Below are 14,604 nucleotides of genomic sequence, written 5' to 3'. Positions count from 1 at the left end.
AGGTGTAGCTCCGATCACCGGCCAGACCGGTGGATGACTTCACGGGCCATCGCTCGATACGACTCGGCGCCGCCCGATTTCGGCGACCAGGTGGTGATCGGCTCACCGGCGACACTGGCGTCGGGGAAGCGCACGGTGCGCGAGATAGCGGTGTCGTAGACCAGGTCACCGAACACCTCGACCACCCGCGACATCACCTGACGCGAATGCAGCAGGCGCGCATCGAACATGGTGACCACGATGCCGTACAAGCTCAGCCGCGGGTTGAGACGGTCGCGCACCTTCTCGACGGTGTCGTTGAGCAAGGCGAGCCCGCGCAACGAGAAGTACTCGCATTCCATCGGAATGATCACACCGTCGGAGCAGGCCAGCGCGTTGACCGTGAGCAGGCCGAGCGAGGGCTGGCAGTCGATGAGGATGTAGTCGTAGCGATCGCGCACGCTGTGCAGGGCGCGGCCGAGCGACTGTTCGCGGCCGACCTCGTTCACCAGCTGGATCTCGGCGGCGGAGAGGTCGATGTTGCTGGGTAACAGGTCCATGCCGTCGACCTTGGTGGTCTGCAGCACGTCGTCGACCTTGGCCTTGCCGCCGATCAGCAGGTCGTGCACGGTGAGTTCGAGATCGTGGTGCGCCACCCCGAGCCCGGCCGAAAGCGCACCCTGCGGATCGAGATCGACGAGCAGCACCCGGCGACCGTACTCGGCCAGTGCCGCACCGAGATTGATGGTCGAGGTGGTCTTTCCGACCCCGCCCTTCTGGTTGCACATGGCGACGACGAGTGCGTCGCCGTGTCGCTGGACCTGGGGTGGATCGGGTACCAGTCGCAGCGGGCGCCCTGTCGGGCCCATCTCGACGGCCTCGGCGACCTGTTCCGGTCCACCGTCCCACGGTGTTTCCGCTGTCGTCACGATCCGCTGCTCCTTATACGTTTTCCTTGCCGGTAACCCCTGTCGAGGGTAGCGAGGCCGATCCGGGACCGGCTCGCTTTCGTACGGTCCAACTCTGGGTAGACGCTACCGCTCGGACCGGTGAGGTGCGGCATGGCAACGCCGGGCGTGTTCGCACGATACCTGCTCAGCGGGTATCGGAGGTGCCGGTTCACGTCGCACGGGGATGGGCCGTGGCCCACACTTCACGCAGGGTGCTCACCGTCACGAGCGTGTAGATCTGGGTCGTGGTCACCGACGCGTGGCCCAGCAGTTCCTGCACCACCCGCACATCGGCGCCGCCGTCGAGCAGGTGGGTGGCGAAGGAGTGACGCAGGGTGTGCGGCGAGACCGTCGCCCCGATGCCGGCGCGTTCGGCGGCGGTCTGCAAGACCTGCCACGCGCTCTGCCGCGACAGTCTGCCGCCGCGGGCGTTGAGGAAAAGGGCTCCGCCGGAACCTTTTCCGCTCGCGGCGAGAGCGGGTCGACCACGCACCAGGTACGCGTCGACGGCCGCGAGAGCCGGACGGCCGATCGGAACGAGGCGCTGCTTTCCGCCCTTGCCGTGCAGGACCACACAGCGTTGCTCGGCGTCGATGTCGTCGACGTCGAGTCCCACCATCTCCGAGATACGCGCGCCCGTGGAGTAGAGCAGCTCCAGCAGTGACCGGTCGCGCAATCCGCGTGGGCCACCGTCGGAACCGTCCGGTTCGCCACCCGCCGATTCGAGAAGTCGCAGAACCTGGTCGTAGGGCAGCGCTTTGGGCAGCCGGCGACCCGGCGCGGGTGGTTTCACCGCGTGCGCCACATCGGTATCGGTGATGCCCTCGGCGGCGGCGAACCGGTGCAGTCCGCGGACCGCGATCAACGCCCTCGCCACCGAACCCGCTGCCAGCGCGGGATGATCGGCGCCGCCGGCGCGCAACGCCATGGTGAACTCGGCGACATCGCCCTGGGCGACCGCACCCAGCGATTCGACACCGCGCCCGGCCAGGAAGGTCCGGTAGCGGGCGAGGTCGCGACGGTAGGCGCCGAGGGTGTTGCGCGCGGCTCCGCGCTCGACCGCGAGATGGTCGAGGTAGGCGTCTATCTCCCGCTCGAGCACGCCCTCGCCCGTCTAGTCCCCGCCGACCGCTGCGGTACTCACGCGTGGTTGCCGTGCGTCGACTGCGCCTCGGCGGCTTTACGCCGCAGGAACGTGGTCGGCTGACCGGGCCACGGTGCGTCGGGTGCGCGCAGCGGCGCCCCGCTCGCCGCGGCCGCGGCATAGGCGAGCACCCCGGCGACCGCGGTCGCGTTCACGATCTCCCCCGCCAGCGCGGCTCGCACCGCCTCGGCCAGTGGCATCCGCACCAGCTCGAGGTCAGCTTCCTCGTGTTCGGGATCGGGCCGGTCGGTGGTGATGAGCCCGGTCGCGAAGAACACGCGCAGCGCCTCGTCGGTGAAGCCCGGCGACAACGCCACATCCACCAGCACCGACCACTGCGCGGCGGCGAGGCCCGTCTCCTCGGCCAGCTCACGCTTGGCCGCGGTGAGCGGGTCCTCACCGTCGATATCGAGCAGCCCGGCGGGCAGCTCCAGCAGCCTGGTGCCGATCGGATGCCGGTACTGGCGGATCAGCACCACGTTGCCGTCGTCGTCGAGCGCGAGCACCGCGACAGCGCCGTGATGCTCGATCACCTCACGCTCGGCGACCCGCCCGTCCGGCATCTTGACCTGATCCTGGCGCAGGGCCAGGATCGCGCCGCTGTAGAGCACCCGGCTCGACACCGTCTCGAAGTCGTGACTACCGGGCTCGCTCATGCGTTCCTATCGCCGATCTTCCTAGGCTTCCGCGGTGGCCTGCTCCGCGAGCTCTTCCTCCGGGAAGTCTACGGGAAGGCGTTCGGCCAGTTTGTATTTCAACGCGGCGCTGATCAGCGCCGCGAACAGCGGATGCGGCCGGGTGGGACGGCTCTTGAGCTCCGGATGCGCCTGGGTGGCGACGAAGAACGGATGCACCGAAGCCGGGTACTCGACGAACTCCACCAGGTGCCCGTCGGGCGAGGTGCCGGAGAAGACCAGCCCGCTCTTGGCGATGGCGTCGCGGTAGGAGTTGTTCACCTCGAACCGGTGCCGGTGCCGCTCGGACACGTTCTCGGTGCCGTACGCGTGCGCGACGACCGAGCCCTTCTTCAACGTGGCGGGGTAGGCGCCCAGTCGCATGGTGCCGCCCAGGTCGGCTTCGCCGGCGACAACGTCTTCCTGGTCGGCCATGGTCGAGATGACCGGGTTCTTGGTGTCGGGCTCGAATTCGGCCGAGTTCGCGTCGGCGATACCGACCGAACGCGCCGCCTCGATGACCACGCACTGCAGGCCGAGGCACAGGCCGAGCAGCGGGATACCGCGACGGCGGGCGTAGCCGATCGCGCCGAGTTTGCCCTCGATACCGCGGATGCCGAACCCACCGGGGATCAGCACGGCGTCGACATCACGCAGCGCCGCCTGCGCACCGACCTCGGTCTCGCACTCGTCCGACGGCACCCAGCGGATGTTCACCTTGGCGCGATGGGCGAAACCGCCCGCACGCAGCGCCTCGGTCACCGACAGGTAGGCATCGGGCAGATCCACGTACTTGCCGACCAGCGCCACCTCGACGGTCTCACGCGGAGAATGCACGCGGTCGAGCAGATCGCCCCACACCGCCCAGTCCACATCGCGGAAGGGCAGCCCCAGCTTGCGCACCACATAGGCATCGAGGCCCTCGCTGTGCAGCACCTTCGGGATGTCGTAGATCGACGGCGCGTCCGGCGTGGAGATGCACGCCTCCACATCGACGTCGCACATCAGCGCGATCTTGTTCTTGAGACCCTGCGGGACCTCGCGGTCACAACGCAGGATCAGCGCGTCGGGCTGGATACCGATATTGCGTAGCGCGGCCACCGAGTGCTGCGTCGGCTTGGTTTTGAGCTCACCCGAGGGCGCCAGGTACGGCACCAGCGACACATGAAGGAAGAACACATTGTCGCGACCCACATCGTGACGGATCTGGCGGGCCGCCTCGAGGAACGGCTGCGACTCGATGTCACCGACGGTGCCACCGATCTCGGTGATCACCACATCCGGCACATGCCCCTCGAGATCGGGACCCTGCATCGCCAGGATGCGGCTCTTGATCTCGTCGGTGATATGCGGAATGACCTGCACCGTATCGCCCAGATACTCACCGCGGCGTTCCTTGGCGATCACCGTCGAATAGATCTGGCCGGTGGTCACGTTCGCGTCCATCGTCAGATCGCGATCGAGGAAACGCTCGTAATGACCCACGTCCAGGTCGGTCTCGGCACCGTCTTCGGTGACGAACACCTCGCCGTGCTGGAACGGGTTCATGGTGCCCGGATCGACATTGAGATACGGGTCGAGCTTCTGCATCGTCACCCGCATACCGCGCGCGGTCAGGAGCTGACCGAGGCTGGAGGCGGTGAGACCCTTACCCAATGAGGAGGCGACGCCACCGCTCACGAAGATGTGCTTGGTGGCACTTTTAGCCTGATTCCGTTGATGACCCACGGACCACCACTGTACCGCTAGTCCGTCGCTCCGCGTATTTTGCCGGTCGTTTGCGGGCGGCGTGTTGGGTTCGCGGGCCTGGAGCGCACGTGGGGACAGTGGCGAGGTTCTCAATCAGCGGGGCATCGCTACGAGAGTCAGTGACGTCGCCGTCGGGCCTGTTCCGTAGCGGCCCGCGCCGCCGGTCAGCTGTTCTGTCAGAGCGAGTGTTGTTGTCACTCGGCCGATTTCGCGGTCGATGTTGTCGACTGTGGTGACCGTTGTCGCCAGGGGTGCCTGGGCTCGGACGGTGGCTATCGGGGCGTTGCCCTCGGCGGCGCCCGGGCGGCCCGCGAGGACCGTGCCCGCGGCTCGGGCGCGCAGGGCGCCGGTGAAGCGGGCGATAGTCGCGCCCTGGCCGGTGTCGGATTCGACACCGTTGCCGGTGATGACCACGGCCAGTTGCGCAGGTCTCGTCGGAGGGTCGGCGTAGGTGAGGAAGTCGCCGCCTCGGAGGGTTTCGAGGATCAGGGACAGTTCCTCGGGGGTGCTGCGTGGGTGGTTGGTCGCGGCGTCTTGGAGCAGAGCCAGGCCGAGGAGATCGCCCGCGAGGCTGCCCTGGTCTACGGCGCCGGTGTTCAGTTGGGCACCCGCGGGGACGATGTTGGTCAGTGTGGAGCGCATGCGGTCGCCCTCCCCCGCGTCGACGAAGGACTCCGTCAGGGCGATGCGGCCGGTCACTGTGGCGCCCGCTGTGCGCAGGGAGTTGCTCACGCCGTCGATGTCGGCGGGGTCGGCGTCGGGGGTCGTGAGGACGACGACGGTGCGATCGGCCAGGGTGCCGTTCAGGATGCGGGCCGCCGAGCCCGCGATGAACCGGTCGGCGGACTCGAGGCGGGCGGTGAGTTGGGCGTTCCGCGCGGTCAGTTCGTCTACCTGGGTGTTCAGATCGGATTTGTCCGACCGAAGGCCCGAGATCATGGTGCCCGCGAGGGTGTGTGACCCGAGCACCACACCGACCGCGAGCGCGAGGAAGATCGCCGCGATCGAGATGGCGTGTTGACGCAGCGAGATCACAGCAGACCACGCACCCACAGGACGAAGCTGTTCCAGTACTCGATCGCCCAGTCCAGCACCTCGGAACCGTTGTGCGAGGCCAAGATCACCACCACGATCGCCACCAGGGCGGCCAGCACCACCAGTGCCACCGCGGCGCCCGCGGAACGATGCCGGTACAGGGTCGACACCGCGTTCGCGTCGACCAGCTTCGCGCCCACCTTCAAGCGGGTCAGGAAGGTGGCCGGGTTGCTGTCACGCCGGCCGCGGTCGAAGAAGTCCTCGAGCGACGCGGGCGCGCCGGCCAGCACGATCAGCGACGCGCCGTGATGGTCGGCCAGCATCAACGCGAGATCGGTCGGCGAACCCGACGACGGGAACGTCGTGGCGCCGATACCCAGGTCCTGGATGCGCTCGAGGCCCTTGGCGTGACCGTCGGTATCGGCGGGCAGGATCATCTCGGCGCCGGATTTCAATGTCTCCGTGCTGATCTCGTCGGGATCACCGACGATCAGGTCGGGCGTGTACTTGAGCTTGCGCAGGGTATCGGCGCCACTGCCGACACCGATCAGAATCGGCGCGTACTCCTTGATGAACGGCTTGAGCCGCTGTAATTCCGCGAGATGGCCCGACCCATCGGCGATCACGACCACGTGCCGGTTGCGCATGTCCAGCTCGATATCGGGCACGCCGACACCATCGATCAGCAGCGCGCTCTCGGTGCGCACGAATTCGGTGGTGTTGCCCGCGAACGCATCGAGGTGATCGGCGAGACCGTTGCGCGCCTCGATCATCCGGTCGGCGATGGCCGACTCGTCGAACTCGATGCCCTCGACCAGGACCTCGGGTTCCTTCTTCGTCAGCCGGTCGGCGTAGACGATGCCGCCGTCGATGCGGACCTTGGTCCCGTCCTTGATCCTGCCGAACGCGTCGGAGGACATCGTGTCCATCAGCACGATCCCATTGGCCACCAACACCTCCGGCCCCAGATTGGGATACCGGCCGGAAATCGACGGCGAGGTGTTGATCACCGCGAGCACCCCCGCCTCCACCAATCGATCGGCGGTGTGGCGGTCCAGGTCGGTCTCGTCGAGGACGACCACGTCCCCGGGACCGACCCGCCGCAGCAATCGTCCGGTATCGCGATCCACCCGGGCGATCCCGGCGACACCGGGCAGCGTTTCCGTGTTCCGTGACAACAGCGCCGGCATCTTCATGAGGCCGATGATGAAGCCAAACCCTCAACCTTTGGTGGAGGCGCGCCGGTCGGAGCACGGGTGACGACTACCCGTATGCTCCGGGTCACAGACATTTCGGACAGGAGACACATCCATGCCACGTAGCACCGTCGAAACGGTCTTCGACGCACCTCGCGACATCGTCTACCGCCTCTTCACCGAGCGTGAGGCCGTCAGCCCGTACCTGCCGATCCAGGTCAAGCTCATCAAAGCGGGCGATCCAGCCACCGGCGTCGGCGCCCAGCACCTGCTCGGATTCGGCAAACTCGGCGTCACCGAGGAGATCACCGCGCTGGTTCCCGGCGAGCGGATGGAATACAAGATCGTCAAGGGCGCGCCGGTCAAGCGTCACATCGGCACGGTCGACTTCGCCGATACCGCCGAGGGCGGCACCCGGGTGGTGTACACGATGGAGTCCGAGCCGTCGCTGCCCCTGCCCGCGCCGGTGCTCGAGTTCGGCCTGCGTCAGCTGACCAACCAGCTCATCGGCGGCGTGCGCAAAGCCCTGCGCTGATCGAAGCCGACGTCGCCTGCCGCCATGGCAGGCGACGTCGTTGCTTTTCAGGCAGGCAATCGCTCGGCTCGGGCGGTTTCGAGCAGTTCTTCCGCGTGCGCGCGGCCGGTCTCGGTGTCATCCAGACCGGCGAGCATGCGGGCCAGTTCCACCACTCGTTCGTCGTCGGTCAGCGCGCGAACCCCGCTGTCCACCTTGCCTTTTCCGTCGTCGGACTTGTTCACCACCAGGTGGGTGTCGGCGAAGGCCGCCACCTGGGGCAGGTGGGTGACGACGATGACCTGATGGGTGCGGGCCAGGCGGGCGAGTCGCTTGCCGATCTCCACCGCAGCGCGGCCGCCGACACCGGCGTCGACCTCGTCGAACACCATGGTCGCACCGTGATCGGATCCGGCGAGCACCACTTCCAGCGCCAGCATCACCCGCGAGAGTTCGCCGCCGGACGCACTCTTGCTGAGCGGCAGCGACTGGGCGCCCGAATGCGCCGAGAGCCGGAACTCCACTTCGTCACAGCCGTTCGAACCGGCGTGCAACAGCGCACCGTCGATCTCCAACGGCGCGGAATCCTGGGCACTGGCCTGCAGCGGGCGGACCTGCACTTCCAAGCGCGCCTTCCCCATCGCCAGCCCACTGAGCTCGGTGCTCACCGCGCTCGCCAGCTTGCCCGCCGACTTGGCGCGCGCGGCACTGAGTTTGCGTGCCGCCTCGCGCACCTTGCCCGCGGCCGTCTCGACCTCACCGGCCAGCTTGGCCAGCGCGTCCTCGGACACATCGAGCGAGTCCAGGCGCGAGCGCGACTCGTCGGCCCACGCGATCACCCCGTCGATATCGGGTGCGTATTTGCGGGTCAGCGATTTGAGCTCGGCCTGACGGTTGAGCATCGTGTCCAGCGCGCTGGGATCGGAGGGCAATTCCGACAGATAGCTGCTGAGCTCGGTGGTCACGTCGACCACCACCGCGATCGCCTCACCGAGCCGCGGAGCCAGCGCGGCCAGCGCCGGGTCGTCGGCGGAATCCAGGCGGGCGCGGGCGCCACCGAGCAGATCGAGCACGCCGCCACCATCGGCCGGTGCGTCGGTCGGGCCCGAGAGTGACTCGTGCGCGGCGACGCCCGCCTCGCGCAGCGAATCGAGGTCGCTGAGCCTGCGGATCTCGGCGACCAGGCGGGTGTCCTCACCGGGTTCGGGCGCGATGCCGTCGATCTCGGTGAGCGAATGCTTGAGCCGGTCGGCTTCCAGCGCCAATTCCCTACTGCGCGCGGTACGTTCGAGCAGTTCGGTCCGCGCGTCCAGCCAGGACCGACGATGCACCTGATATTTGCGCAGGAGTCCGGCGACGCCGTCGCCGGCGAACTGGTCCAGTGCCGACAGTTGCTGTTCGGGCCGCTGCAACCGCAATTGGTCGTTCTGGCCGTGCACGGTCAGCAGCCGGGAGGTGAACTCACCGAGCACCGCGGCGGGCACCCCACGCCCACCGAGATGCGCGCGCGAGCGTCCGTCGCTGTTGACCGTGCGGACCGCGATCACGCTGCCGTCCTCGTCGGCCTCGGCGCCCGCCGATTCCAGCACCTCCCCGACCGCCGCGCGTGCCGCGTCGTTCACGTCGTCGACGACGAAACGGCCCTCCACCACGGCTTTCGCCGCACCGAGGCGTACCCGTCCCGCGTCGGCGCGCGCACCGCTGAGCAGGTGCAGGCTGGTGACCACCATGGTCTTGCCCGCACCGGTCTCGCCGGTGAGCACGGTCAGACCGGCATGGAACTGCGCGGTGGCCGTCGAGATGACACCGAGTCCGTCAATCCTGATCTCTGTCAGCATCAGTGCTCTTCCGTTCGCTGTCGGCCCCGCCAGCCGGTGACCGGCAGTTGGAACTTACGCACCATCCGGTCGGCGAAGGGCGCCGAATCGAGCCGCACCCACCGCACCGGACGTTCGCCGCGCACCACTTCGGCGCGGCCGCCACGCGGCAACGCGAGTGTGCGCCTGCCGTCGAGGAAAACGATCGCATCGTGTCCGGTCGCCACGGTCTCCACCGCGATCAGCGACTCCGGGCTGGTCACCAGCGGCCGTGCGAACAACGCGTGCGCGTTGCTCGGGATCACCAGCATCGCTTCCAGTTCGGGCCACACCACCGGCCCACCCGCCGAGAACGCGTAGGCGGTCGACCCGGTGGGAGTGGAGATGAGGATGCCGTCGCAGCCGAACGCCGAAACCGGCCGCCCGTCCACTTCGAGCACCACCTCCAGTACACCCATCCGCTGGGCGTTCTCTAGGCTGGCCTCGTTGAGTGCCCAGCCACGTTCGACGATCGTGTCGTCCACGCGCACGGTGACGTCGATGGTCATCCGGTTTTCCACCTGGTAGTCGCGATCGACCACCTGCGAGAGCGCCTCGTCGAGGTTCTCGGCCTCGGCTTCGGTGAGAAAACCGATGCGCCCCAAGTTGATTCCGAGCACCGGTACACCCGCGGGCCTGCCGAGTTCGGCCGCGCGCAGGAACGTGCCGTCGCCGCCGAGGGCGAGCACCATCTCACAGCCCTGGGCCGCGGACGGGCTGTGCGGCACCACCCGCACCGGATACCCGGCTTCGTCTTCGAACCGGGTGCTGTCGGCCTCGTCGGCCAGCACCCGCAGGCAGATGCCCGCCTCGGCGAAGATCTTCGCCACCCGGTGCGCGGTCTCGATGATCTCCGCGCGACCGGGATGAGCGACGAGCAGGATCTCCCTGCCGCCGGCATGCGTACTCACTGCGGACCCTCCTCGACAGCCTGCGCGACCAGCGCCCGCACCTGTTCGGCGTCGTAGTCGAACGGGCCGACCTTGCGCAACCACAGGAAGTACTCGACATTGCCCGACGGACCGGGCAGCGGGCTGGCGACCACACCCAGGGTGCGCAGCCCGAGCGCGGCGGCGGCGGTCGCCACATCACACACCACTTCGGTTCGCAGCGCCGGATCACGCACCACACCGCCCGAACCGACCCGGTCTTTGCCGACCTCGAACTGCGGCTTCACCATCGGCAGCAGATCGGCGCCGTCGCCAGCGCAGGCCGCCAGTGCCGGGAGGACGAGCCCGAGCGAGATGAAGGACAAGTCACCGACAACGACTTCGACTGTGCCACTGATGGATTCGGGGGTGATGTTGCGCACGTTGGTGCGGTCGAACACGCGGACCCGGTCGTCGTTTTGCAGCCGCCAGATCAGCTGGCCGTAGCCCACGTCGACCGCGACCACCTCGCGCGCGCCCTTGTTCAGCAGCACATCGGTGAACCCGCCGGTCGACGCACCCGCGTCCAGGCACCGCTTACCCGCGAGGCCGAGCCCCTCGGGTTCGAACGCCTCGAGCGCGCCGAGCAGTTTGTGCGCGCCCCGCGAGGCCCACGAGACCTCGTCGGGCTCTTCCCGCACGATCAGCGGGGTTCCCGTCTCCACGGCCGTCGCCGGTTTCACGGCGACGGTTCCGGCAATCAGGACGCGGCCCGCGCTGATCAGTTCGACCGCGTGTTCTCGCGATCGCGCCAATCCGCGGCGAACCAGTTCGGCGTCCACCCGCGCTCGTCTGGCCACCTCAGATCTTGTCCACTGTCGCCAGCGCGTCCACCAGTACGTCGTGCGCCTGCTCGAGGATGCGCGCACGGCGGGTGATGTCGGCACCGGCCTCGGTGTTCTCCGCCGGGCCTGCGACGGGACGCGGACCGAGTTCGGCGAGTAGGGCGTCGACCTCGGTCTTGATCCGGTGCGGATCGGCCGGTTCCTGCTGCGCCGGCGCGCCGGGCAGGTGAGCGCCCGGCACGGGAATCCCGGGCCGGGGTGGCTGTGACGCGCCGTTCGGCGGTGAACTCGCAGTACTCATCGTGGCGTCAACGCTATCGGATTTCCGAATCGGCCGCGCGCACCCGTACCGCCCGGCCGGGATACTGTCGCAACAGTTCCGCGATGTCCGCCGGTGCGGCCGCTTCTGCCAGTGCGGCGTCGTTGAGGGCATCGAGGGTGGCGGCGATATAAGTAGGGATCCGGGCGGCGGGTGCGCTGATCACCTCGTCGAGGGTGCTGACTCCGGTCAACACCAGCAGCGAGTCGAGGCCGAGGCCGTTGGCCCCCTCGATATCGGTGTCGAGGCGGTCGCCGACGACCAGGGCACGGCGGGTGCCCGCTCGCTCGATCGCGTCTTCCATCAGCGGCGCGTAAGGCTTACCCGCGACCAGGGGCTCACGATCGGAGGCGGTGGCCAGGGCGGCGACCATCGAGCCGTTGCCGGGGGCCAGGCCACGCTCGTTGGGCAAGGTGCGGTCGGCGTTGGCGGCGATCCACAACGCGTCGGCGCGCAGGGCGTAGGCGGCTTCGGCGAGGTCGGGCCACGCGGTCGTCGGCGAGTGACCTTGGACGACCGCCGCCGGCGGGGTGTCGCCGAATCGGCGGATGGGCTCGAGGCCGACGGCTTTCACCTCGGCGGCCAGATCGTCGGTGCCGACGACGAGCACCTTGTCGCCGGGGCTCAGCCGTTCGGACAGCATGCGGGCGGCGGCTTGCGCACTGGTCACCACATCGTTCGCGGTGGCCGGGTAGCCGAGTTCGTCCAGGTGGTGCGCCACGGCACCGGGGCCACGCGCGGCATTATTGGTGACGTACACGAGCCGTTGCGCCGAATCACCGTCCGGGGCAAGCGCTTTGGGCGCACCTTCGATGACGTCGGGTCCGCGGTACAGCGTTCCGTCCAGGTCGAGCAGCAATGCCTCGTATCGATCGCGTAGCCGGTCCATCCACCCTCACTTCGTCGTCTCTGCCGGGTCGGACACATCTGCGACCCTAGGCGAAGGCACCGACAGCTTCGGTTCCCCTCGGCTGTCGAATAGCGCTCGCACCCTTCATGATCGAGCATGTGCCCAGTGTTTGTGCGCGATGTCCCCAGTTGCGGACGTCTCGCCCAGCGCGTCGCGGGCGCTCACCGCGGACCGAGTACATCTGCGCCACACCCGAGCCGGCGTTGCCTGTCTGACACCATCCAGCAGACGCCGCCCGGCATCCGACCTCTGATGACATGCGAAAAGGCCGCAGGCCGGGAAACCTGTGTGTGCTCCCGGCCTGCGGCCTTGTGGTTCTACTGGGCGTCGCCGGTGAGTTCGGTTGCCCGCTCCTCGGCGTCGGTTTCGTCGTCGAGGTCGGCGGCAGCGGCGTTGAGGAACCACTGCAGGCCGTCATCGGTGCGGCCCGCCGCCACCAGCGCGTCGGCGTAGGCGTAGAACAGGCGCGCAGCGGCGGAGCCTGTGCGCGACGGGTCCAGATCGGAGGCTTGCAGCGTCACGACGGCCTGGTCGAACTGACCCAGATCCATTCGGGCGCCCGCGACGACCATCCGCAACTCGGCGGCTTCGTCACCGGTGAGCGTCTGTGCTTCCTCGCTGCGACCGAGCTCGATGGCCCGTTCCGGCCTGCCGAGACCGCGCTCGCAGTCCGCCATCACCGCGAGCAGCCCGGCGCCGCCCGACATCCGTCGTGCGGTCCGCAGCTCCGACAGCGCCTCGGCCCACTCCTCGGCGTGGTAGGCCACCACACCGGCGGTCTCACGGACCACCGCGATGCGGCCCGCACGCTGTCGCGCGGCCCGAGCGTGTGCCAGTGCCAGGCGCGGGTCGTCCTCGAGCAGCTCGACAGCCATCACCATGTGCCGGGCCACCGAATCGGCGTTGTTCTTGTCCAGGCTCAACAGGTCGCGGCGCACGGCCGGATCCAGATCGGATGCCTGCACGTCCTCGGGCAGATCGGGCTCTTCGGGACGAGCCGCACGGCGATCGTCCGGCCGCCCACCCGTCGTACGAGCACCTTCACCGCCGCGACGACGGTCATCGCCGAAGTCACCCGACCGCGACGGACCACCGGATGCCGAGCCACTGCGCGGACGGTCGTCACGGTCCGAGCGGGCACCGCGATCCGCGAATCCACGCCGCTCGCCACGATCGGCGTCACCGCCTGCCCGATCCGAACCGCTGGAACGGTCGTCACGGTCGGCTCCACGCGAACGGTCGTCGCGATCCGACGCGCCTCGGGCAACGCTGTCACGATCGGCGCCGCGTGGGCTCTCGTCGAGGTCGGAATCGTCACGGGCGCCGTCATTCAGGTCGCCACGGTCCGAGCCGCGATCGGTGGCACCGGACCGGCTGTCGAGATCCGAGTCGACCCGCGAGCTGTCGCTGTCGGACTCGTCGCCGGAGAGGTCGGCGTCACGAGGACGGTCACCTTCACCGGTGTCGGTCGCGGAGGCCTTGTCGTCGGTGTCGGCTACCCGCGCCGGGGCCGAGCTCGCGTTGTCTTCGGACTGCTCAGTGGACGCTGCCGACTCGTCGGTTGCGGGCTTGTCGCTCGTCGTCGCGGAGGTGCTGTCCGACGCACCGGCCGAGGCCGTGGTGCTGTCGTCGTCGGTGATCGACTCGTCGATATCGGAGGCAGCCGCTGCCGAGACAACGCCGAGCACATCACTGTCGCGCTCACGACGCTTCTCGCGGTAGGTGCCGTCGAGCGGCTTGCCGTCTTCGCCGACGAACTTGCCCTGGCTGCCACCGGAGCGCGCGTCACGCTTGAAGCCGCCGCGACCGCGGTCGTCGTCGCGCCTCTGCCCACGATCGTTGTCGTCGCGACGTTGGAAGCCGCCCTTGGCGCTGTCGTCACGACGCGGGTAACCACCCTTGTCGTCGCGCTTCTGGTAGCCGCCACGATCGGAGCCACCGCGCGAACGGTCATCGCTGTCGTTGCGACGGAAGCCGCCACCCGGACGGTCGCTGCCGCCCTCGTTGCGACGGAATCCACCACGATCGGAGCTGCCGCCACGGTCACTGCCGCGATCGGAGCTGCCACGTGAACGGTCGTCGCCTTCGTTGCGACGGAAGCCGCCACCCGAACCGCCGCGGGGACGATCGTCGTTGTTGCCGCGGTAGCCGCCACGGTCGCCGCCGCGATCGAAACCACCTGCGGGACGGTCACTTCCGCCCTCATTACGCTTGAAACCACCACGATCGCCGGAGCCACCGCGACCGGCGTCGTCACGGCGCTGGTAGCCACCGCGGTCGCCACTGTCGCTGCGCTTGAATCCACCGCGATCGTTGTCGTCACGCTTCTGGTAACCACCACGATCGTTGTCGTCGCGCCGCTGGTAACCACCGCGGCCGGCGTCATCGCGCTTGGGGTAACCGCTCTTGTTGTCGTCGCGGCGCTGGTAGCCACCACGATCCGACGAGCCGCCGCGATCCGAACCACCACGGTAGCCGCCACGGTCGCCGCCGCGATCGAAACCACCTGCGGGACGGTCACTTCCGCCCTCATTACGCTTGAAACCACCACGATCGCCGGAGCC

General features: G+C 68.5%; 13 protein-coding genes. 1 reads left to right on the top strand and 12 read right to left on the bottom strand.

Annotated features, from left to right (window positions below; all coding sequences use genetic code 11):
• Nucleotides 1-14: 14 nt before the first annotated feature.
• From ACFVJ5_RS26390 to steA, 6 genes are all read right to left on the bottom strand, one after another.
• The gene (locus ACFVJ5_RS26390; protein WP_101463778.1) at nt 15-848 is read right to left on the bottom strand and encodes a ParA family protein; all 834 of its coding nucleotides are present in this window, start codon (nt 846-848) and stop codon (nt 15-17) included.
• A gap of 250 nt (nt 849-1,098) precedes the next feature.
• Nucleotides 1,099-2,031 (bottom strand): site-specific tyrosine recombinase XerD, encoded by a 933-nt coding sequence (xerD, locus tag ACFVJ5_RS26385; RefSeq protein WP_379223996.1) that lies wholly within the window; start codon nt 2,029-2,031, stop codon nt 1,099-1,101.
• Between the two features lie 38 nt (nt 2,032-2,069).
• Complete coding sequence (locus ACFVJ5_RS26380; protein ID WP_379223994.1) at nt 2,070-2,729, bottom strand: NUDIX domain-containing protein; 660 nt, start codon at nt 2,727-2,729, stop codon at nt 2,070-2,072.
• 21 nt (nt 2,730-2,750) lie between these two features.
• Nucleotides 2,751-4,475 (bottom strand): CTP synthase, encoded by a 1,725-nt coding sequence (locus ACFVJ5_RS26375; protein ID WP_379223992.1) that lies wholly within the window; start codon nt 4,473-4,475, stop codon nt 2,751-2,753.
• A 114-nt stretch (nt 4,476-4,589) separates the two neighbouring features.
• The gene (locus ACFVJ5_RS26370) at nt 4,590-5,531 is read right to left on the bottom strand and encodes a copper transporter (RefSeq protein ID WP_379224554.1); all 942 of its coding nucleotides are present in this window, start codon (nt 5,529-5,531) and stop codon (nt 4,590-4,592) included.
• The gene (gene steA / locus ACFVJ5_RS26365; RefSeq protein WP_379223990.1) at nt 5,528-6,727 is read right to left on the bottom strand and encodes a putative cytokinetic ring protein SteA; all 1,200 of its coding nucleotides are present in this window, start codon (nt 6,725-6,727) and stop codon (nt 5,528-5,530) included. Before steA ends, ACFVJ5_RS26370 begins: the two co-directional genes overlap by 4 nt.
• Before the next feature lie 115 nt (nt 6,728-6,842).
• On the opposite strand from steA, the gene ACFVJ5_RS26360 reads away from it, so the two are divergent.
• Nucleotides 6,843-7,262 (top strand): SRPBCC family protein, encoded by a 420-nt coding sequence (locus ACFVJ5_RS26360; protein ID WP_379223988.1) that lies wholly within the window; start codon nt 6,843-6,845, stop codon nt 7,260-7,262.
• Nucleotides 7,263-7,309: 47 nt separating this feature from the next.
• Here ACFVJ5_RS26360 and recN read toward each other — a convergent pair whose 3' ends face one another.
• From recN to ACFVJ5_RS26330, 6 genes are all read right to left on the bottom strand, one after another.
• A complete protein-coding gene (gene recN / locus ACFVJ5_RS26355; RefSeq protein ID WP_379223986.1) occupies nt 7,310-9,079 on the bottom strand; it encodes a DNA repair protein RecN in 1,770 nt (589 codons plus the stop codon).
• On the bottom strand, nt 9,079-10,008 hold the full coding sequence (locus tag ACFVJ5_RS26350) for an NAD kinase (protein WP_378630063.1): 930 nt from the start codon (nt 10,006-10,008) through the stop codon (nt 9,079-9,081). Before ACFVJ5_RS26350 ends, recN begins: the two co-directional genes overlap by 1 nt.
• A complete protein-coding gene (locus ACFVJ5_RS26345) occupies nt 10,005-10,826 on the bottom strand; it encodes a TlyA family RNA methyltransferase (protein WP_379223984.1) in 822 nt (273 codons plus the stop codon). Before ACFVJ5_RS26345 ends, ACFVJ5_RS26350 begins: the two co-directional genes overlap by 4 nt.
• A gap of 1 nt (nt 10,827) precedes the next feature.
• A complete protein-coding gene (locus ACFVJ5_RS26340; protein WP_379223982.1) occupies nt 10,828-11,112 on the bottom strand; it encodes a hypothetical protein in 285 nt (94 codons plus the stop codon).
• Nucleotides 11,113-11,125: 13 nt separating this feature from the next.
• Nucleotides 11,126-12,019 (bottom strand): HAD-IIA family hydrolase, encoded by an 894-nt coding sequence (locus ACFVJ5_RS26335; RefSeq protein WP_379223980.1) that lies wholly within the window; start codon nt 12,017-12,019, stop codon nt 11,126-11,128.
• Nucleotides 12,020-12,357: 338 nt separating this feature from the next.
• Complete coding sequence (locus tag ACFVJ5_RS26330; RefSeq protein WP_379224553.1) at nt 12,358-13,374, bottom strand: hypothetical protein; 1,017 nt, start codon at nt 13,372-13,374, stop codon at nt 12,358-12,360.
• Nucleotides 13,375-14,604: the final 1,230 nt, after the last annotated feature.

The organism is Nocardia sp. NPDC127606 (assembly GCF_042671725.1).
GTDB lineage: Bacteria > Actinomycetota > Actinomycetes > Mycobacteriales > Mycobacteriaceae > Nocardia.
Note: the sequence above shows the minus strand (reverse complement) of the source record. Positions and strands in the feature narration are given on the sequence as shown.

Excerpts from the sequence above, each read along its gene's own strand:
- steA (WP_379223990.1), bottom strand. The coding sequence starts at position 6,727 with ATGAAGATGCCGGCGCTGTTGTCACGGAACACGGAAACGCTGCCCGGT.
- ACFVJ5_RS26340 (WP_379223982.1), bottom strand. The coding sequence starts at position 11,112 with ATGAGTACTGCGAGTTCACCGCCGAACGGCGCGTCACAGCCACCCCGG.
- ACFVJ5_RS26380 (WP_379223994.1), bottom strand. The coding sequence starts at position 2,729 with ATGAGCGAGCCCGGTAGTCACGACTTCGAGACGGTGTCGAGCCGGGTG.
- ACFVJ5_RS26360 (WP_379223988.1), top strand. The coding sequence starts at position 6,843 with ATGCCACGTAGCACCGTCGAAACGGTCTTCGACGCACCTCGCGACATC.
- ACFVJ5_RS26335 (WP_379223980.1), bottom strand. The coding sequence starts at position 12,019 with ATGGACCGGCTACGCGATCGATACGAGGCATTGCTGCTCGACCTGGAC.
- ACFVJ5_RS26390 (WP_101463778.1), bottom strand. The coding sequence starts at position 848 with ATGGGCCCGACAGGGCGCCCGCTGCGACTGGTACCCGATCCACCCCAG.
- recN (WP_379223986.1), bottom strand. The coding sequence starts at position 9,079 with ATGCTGACAGAGATCAGGATTGACGGACTCGGTGTCATCTCGACGGCC.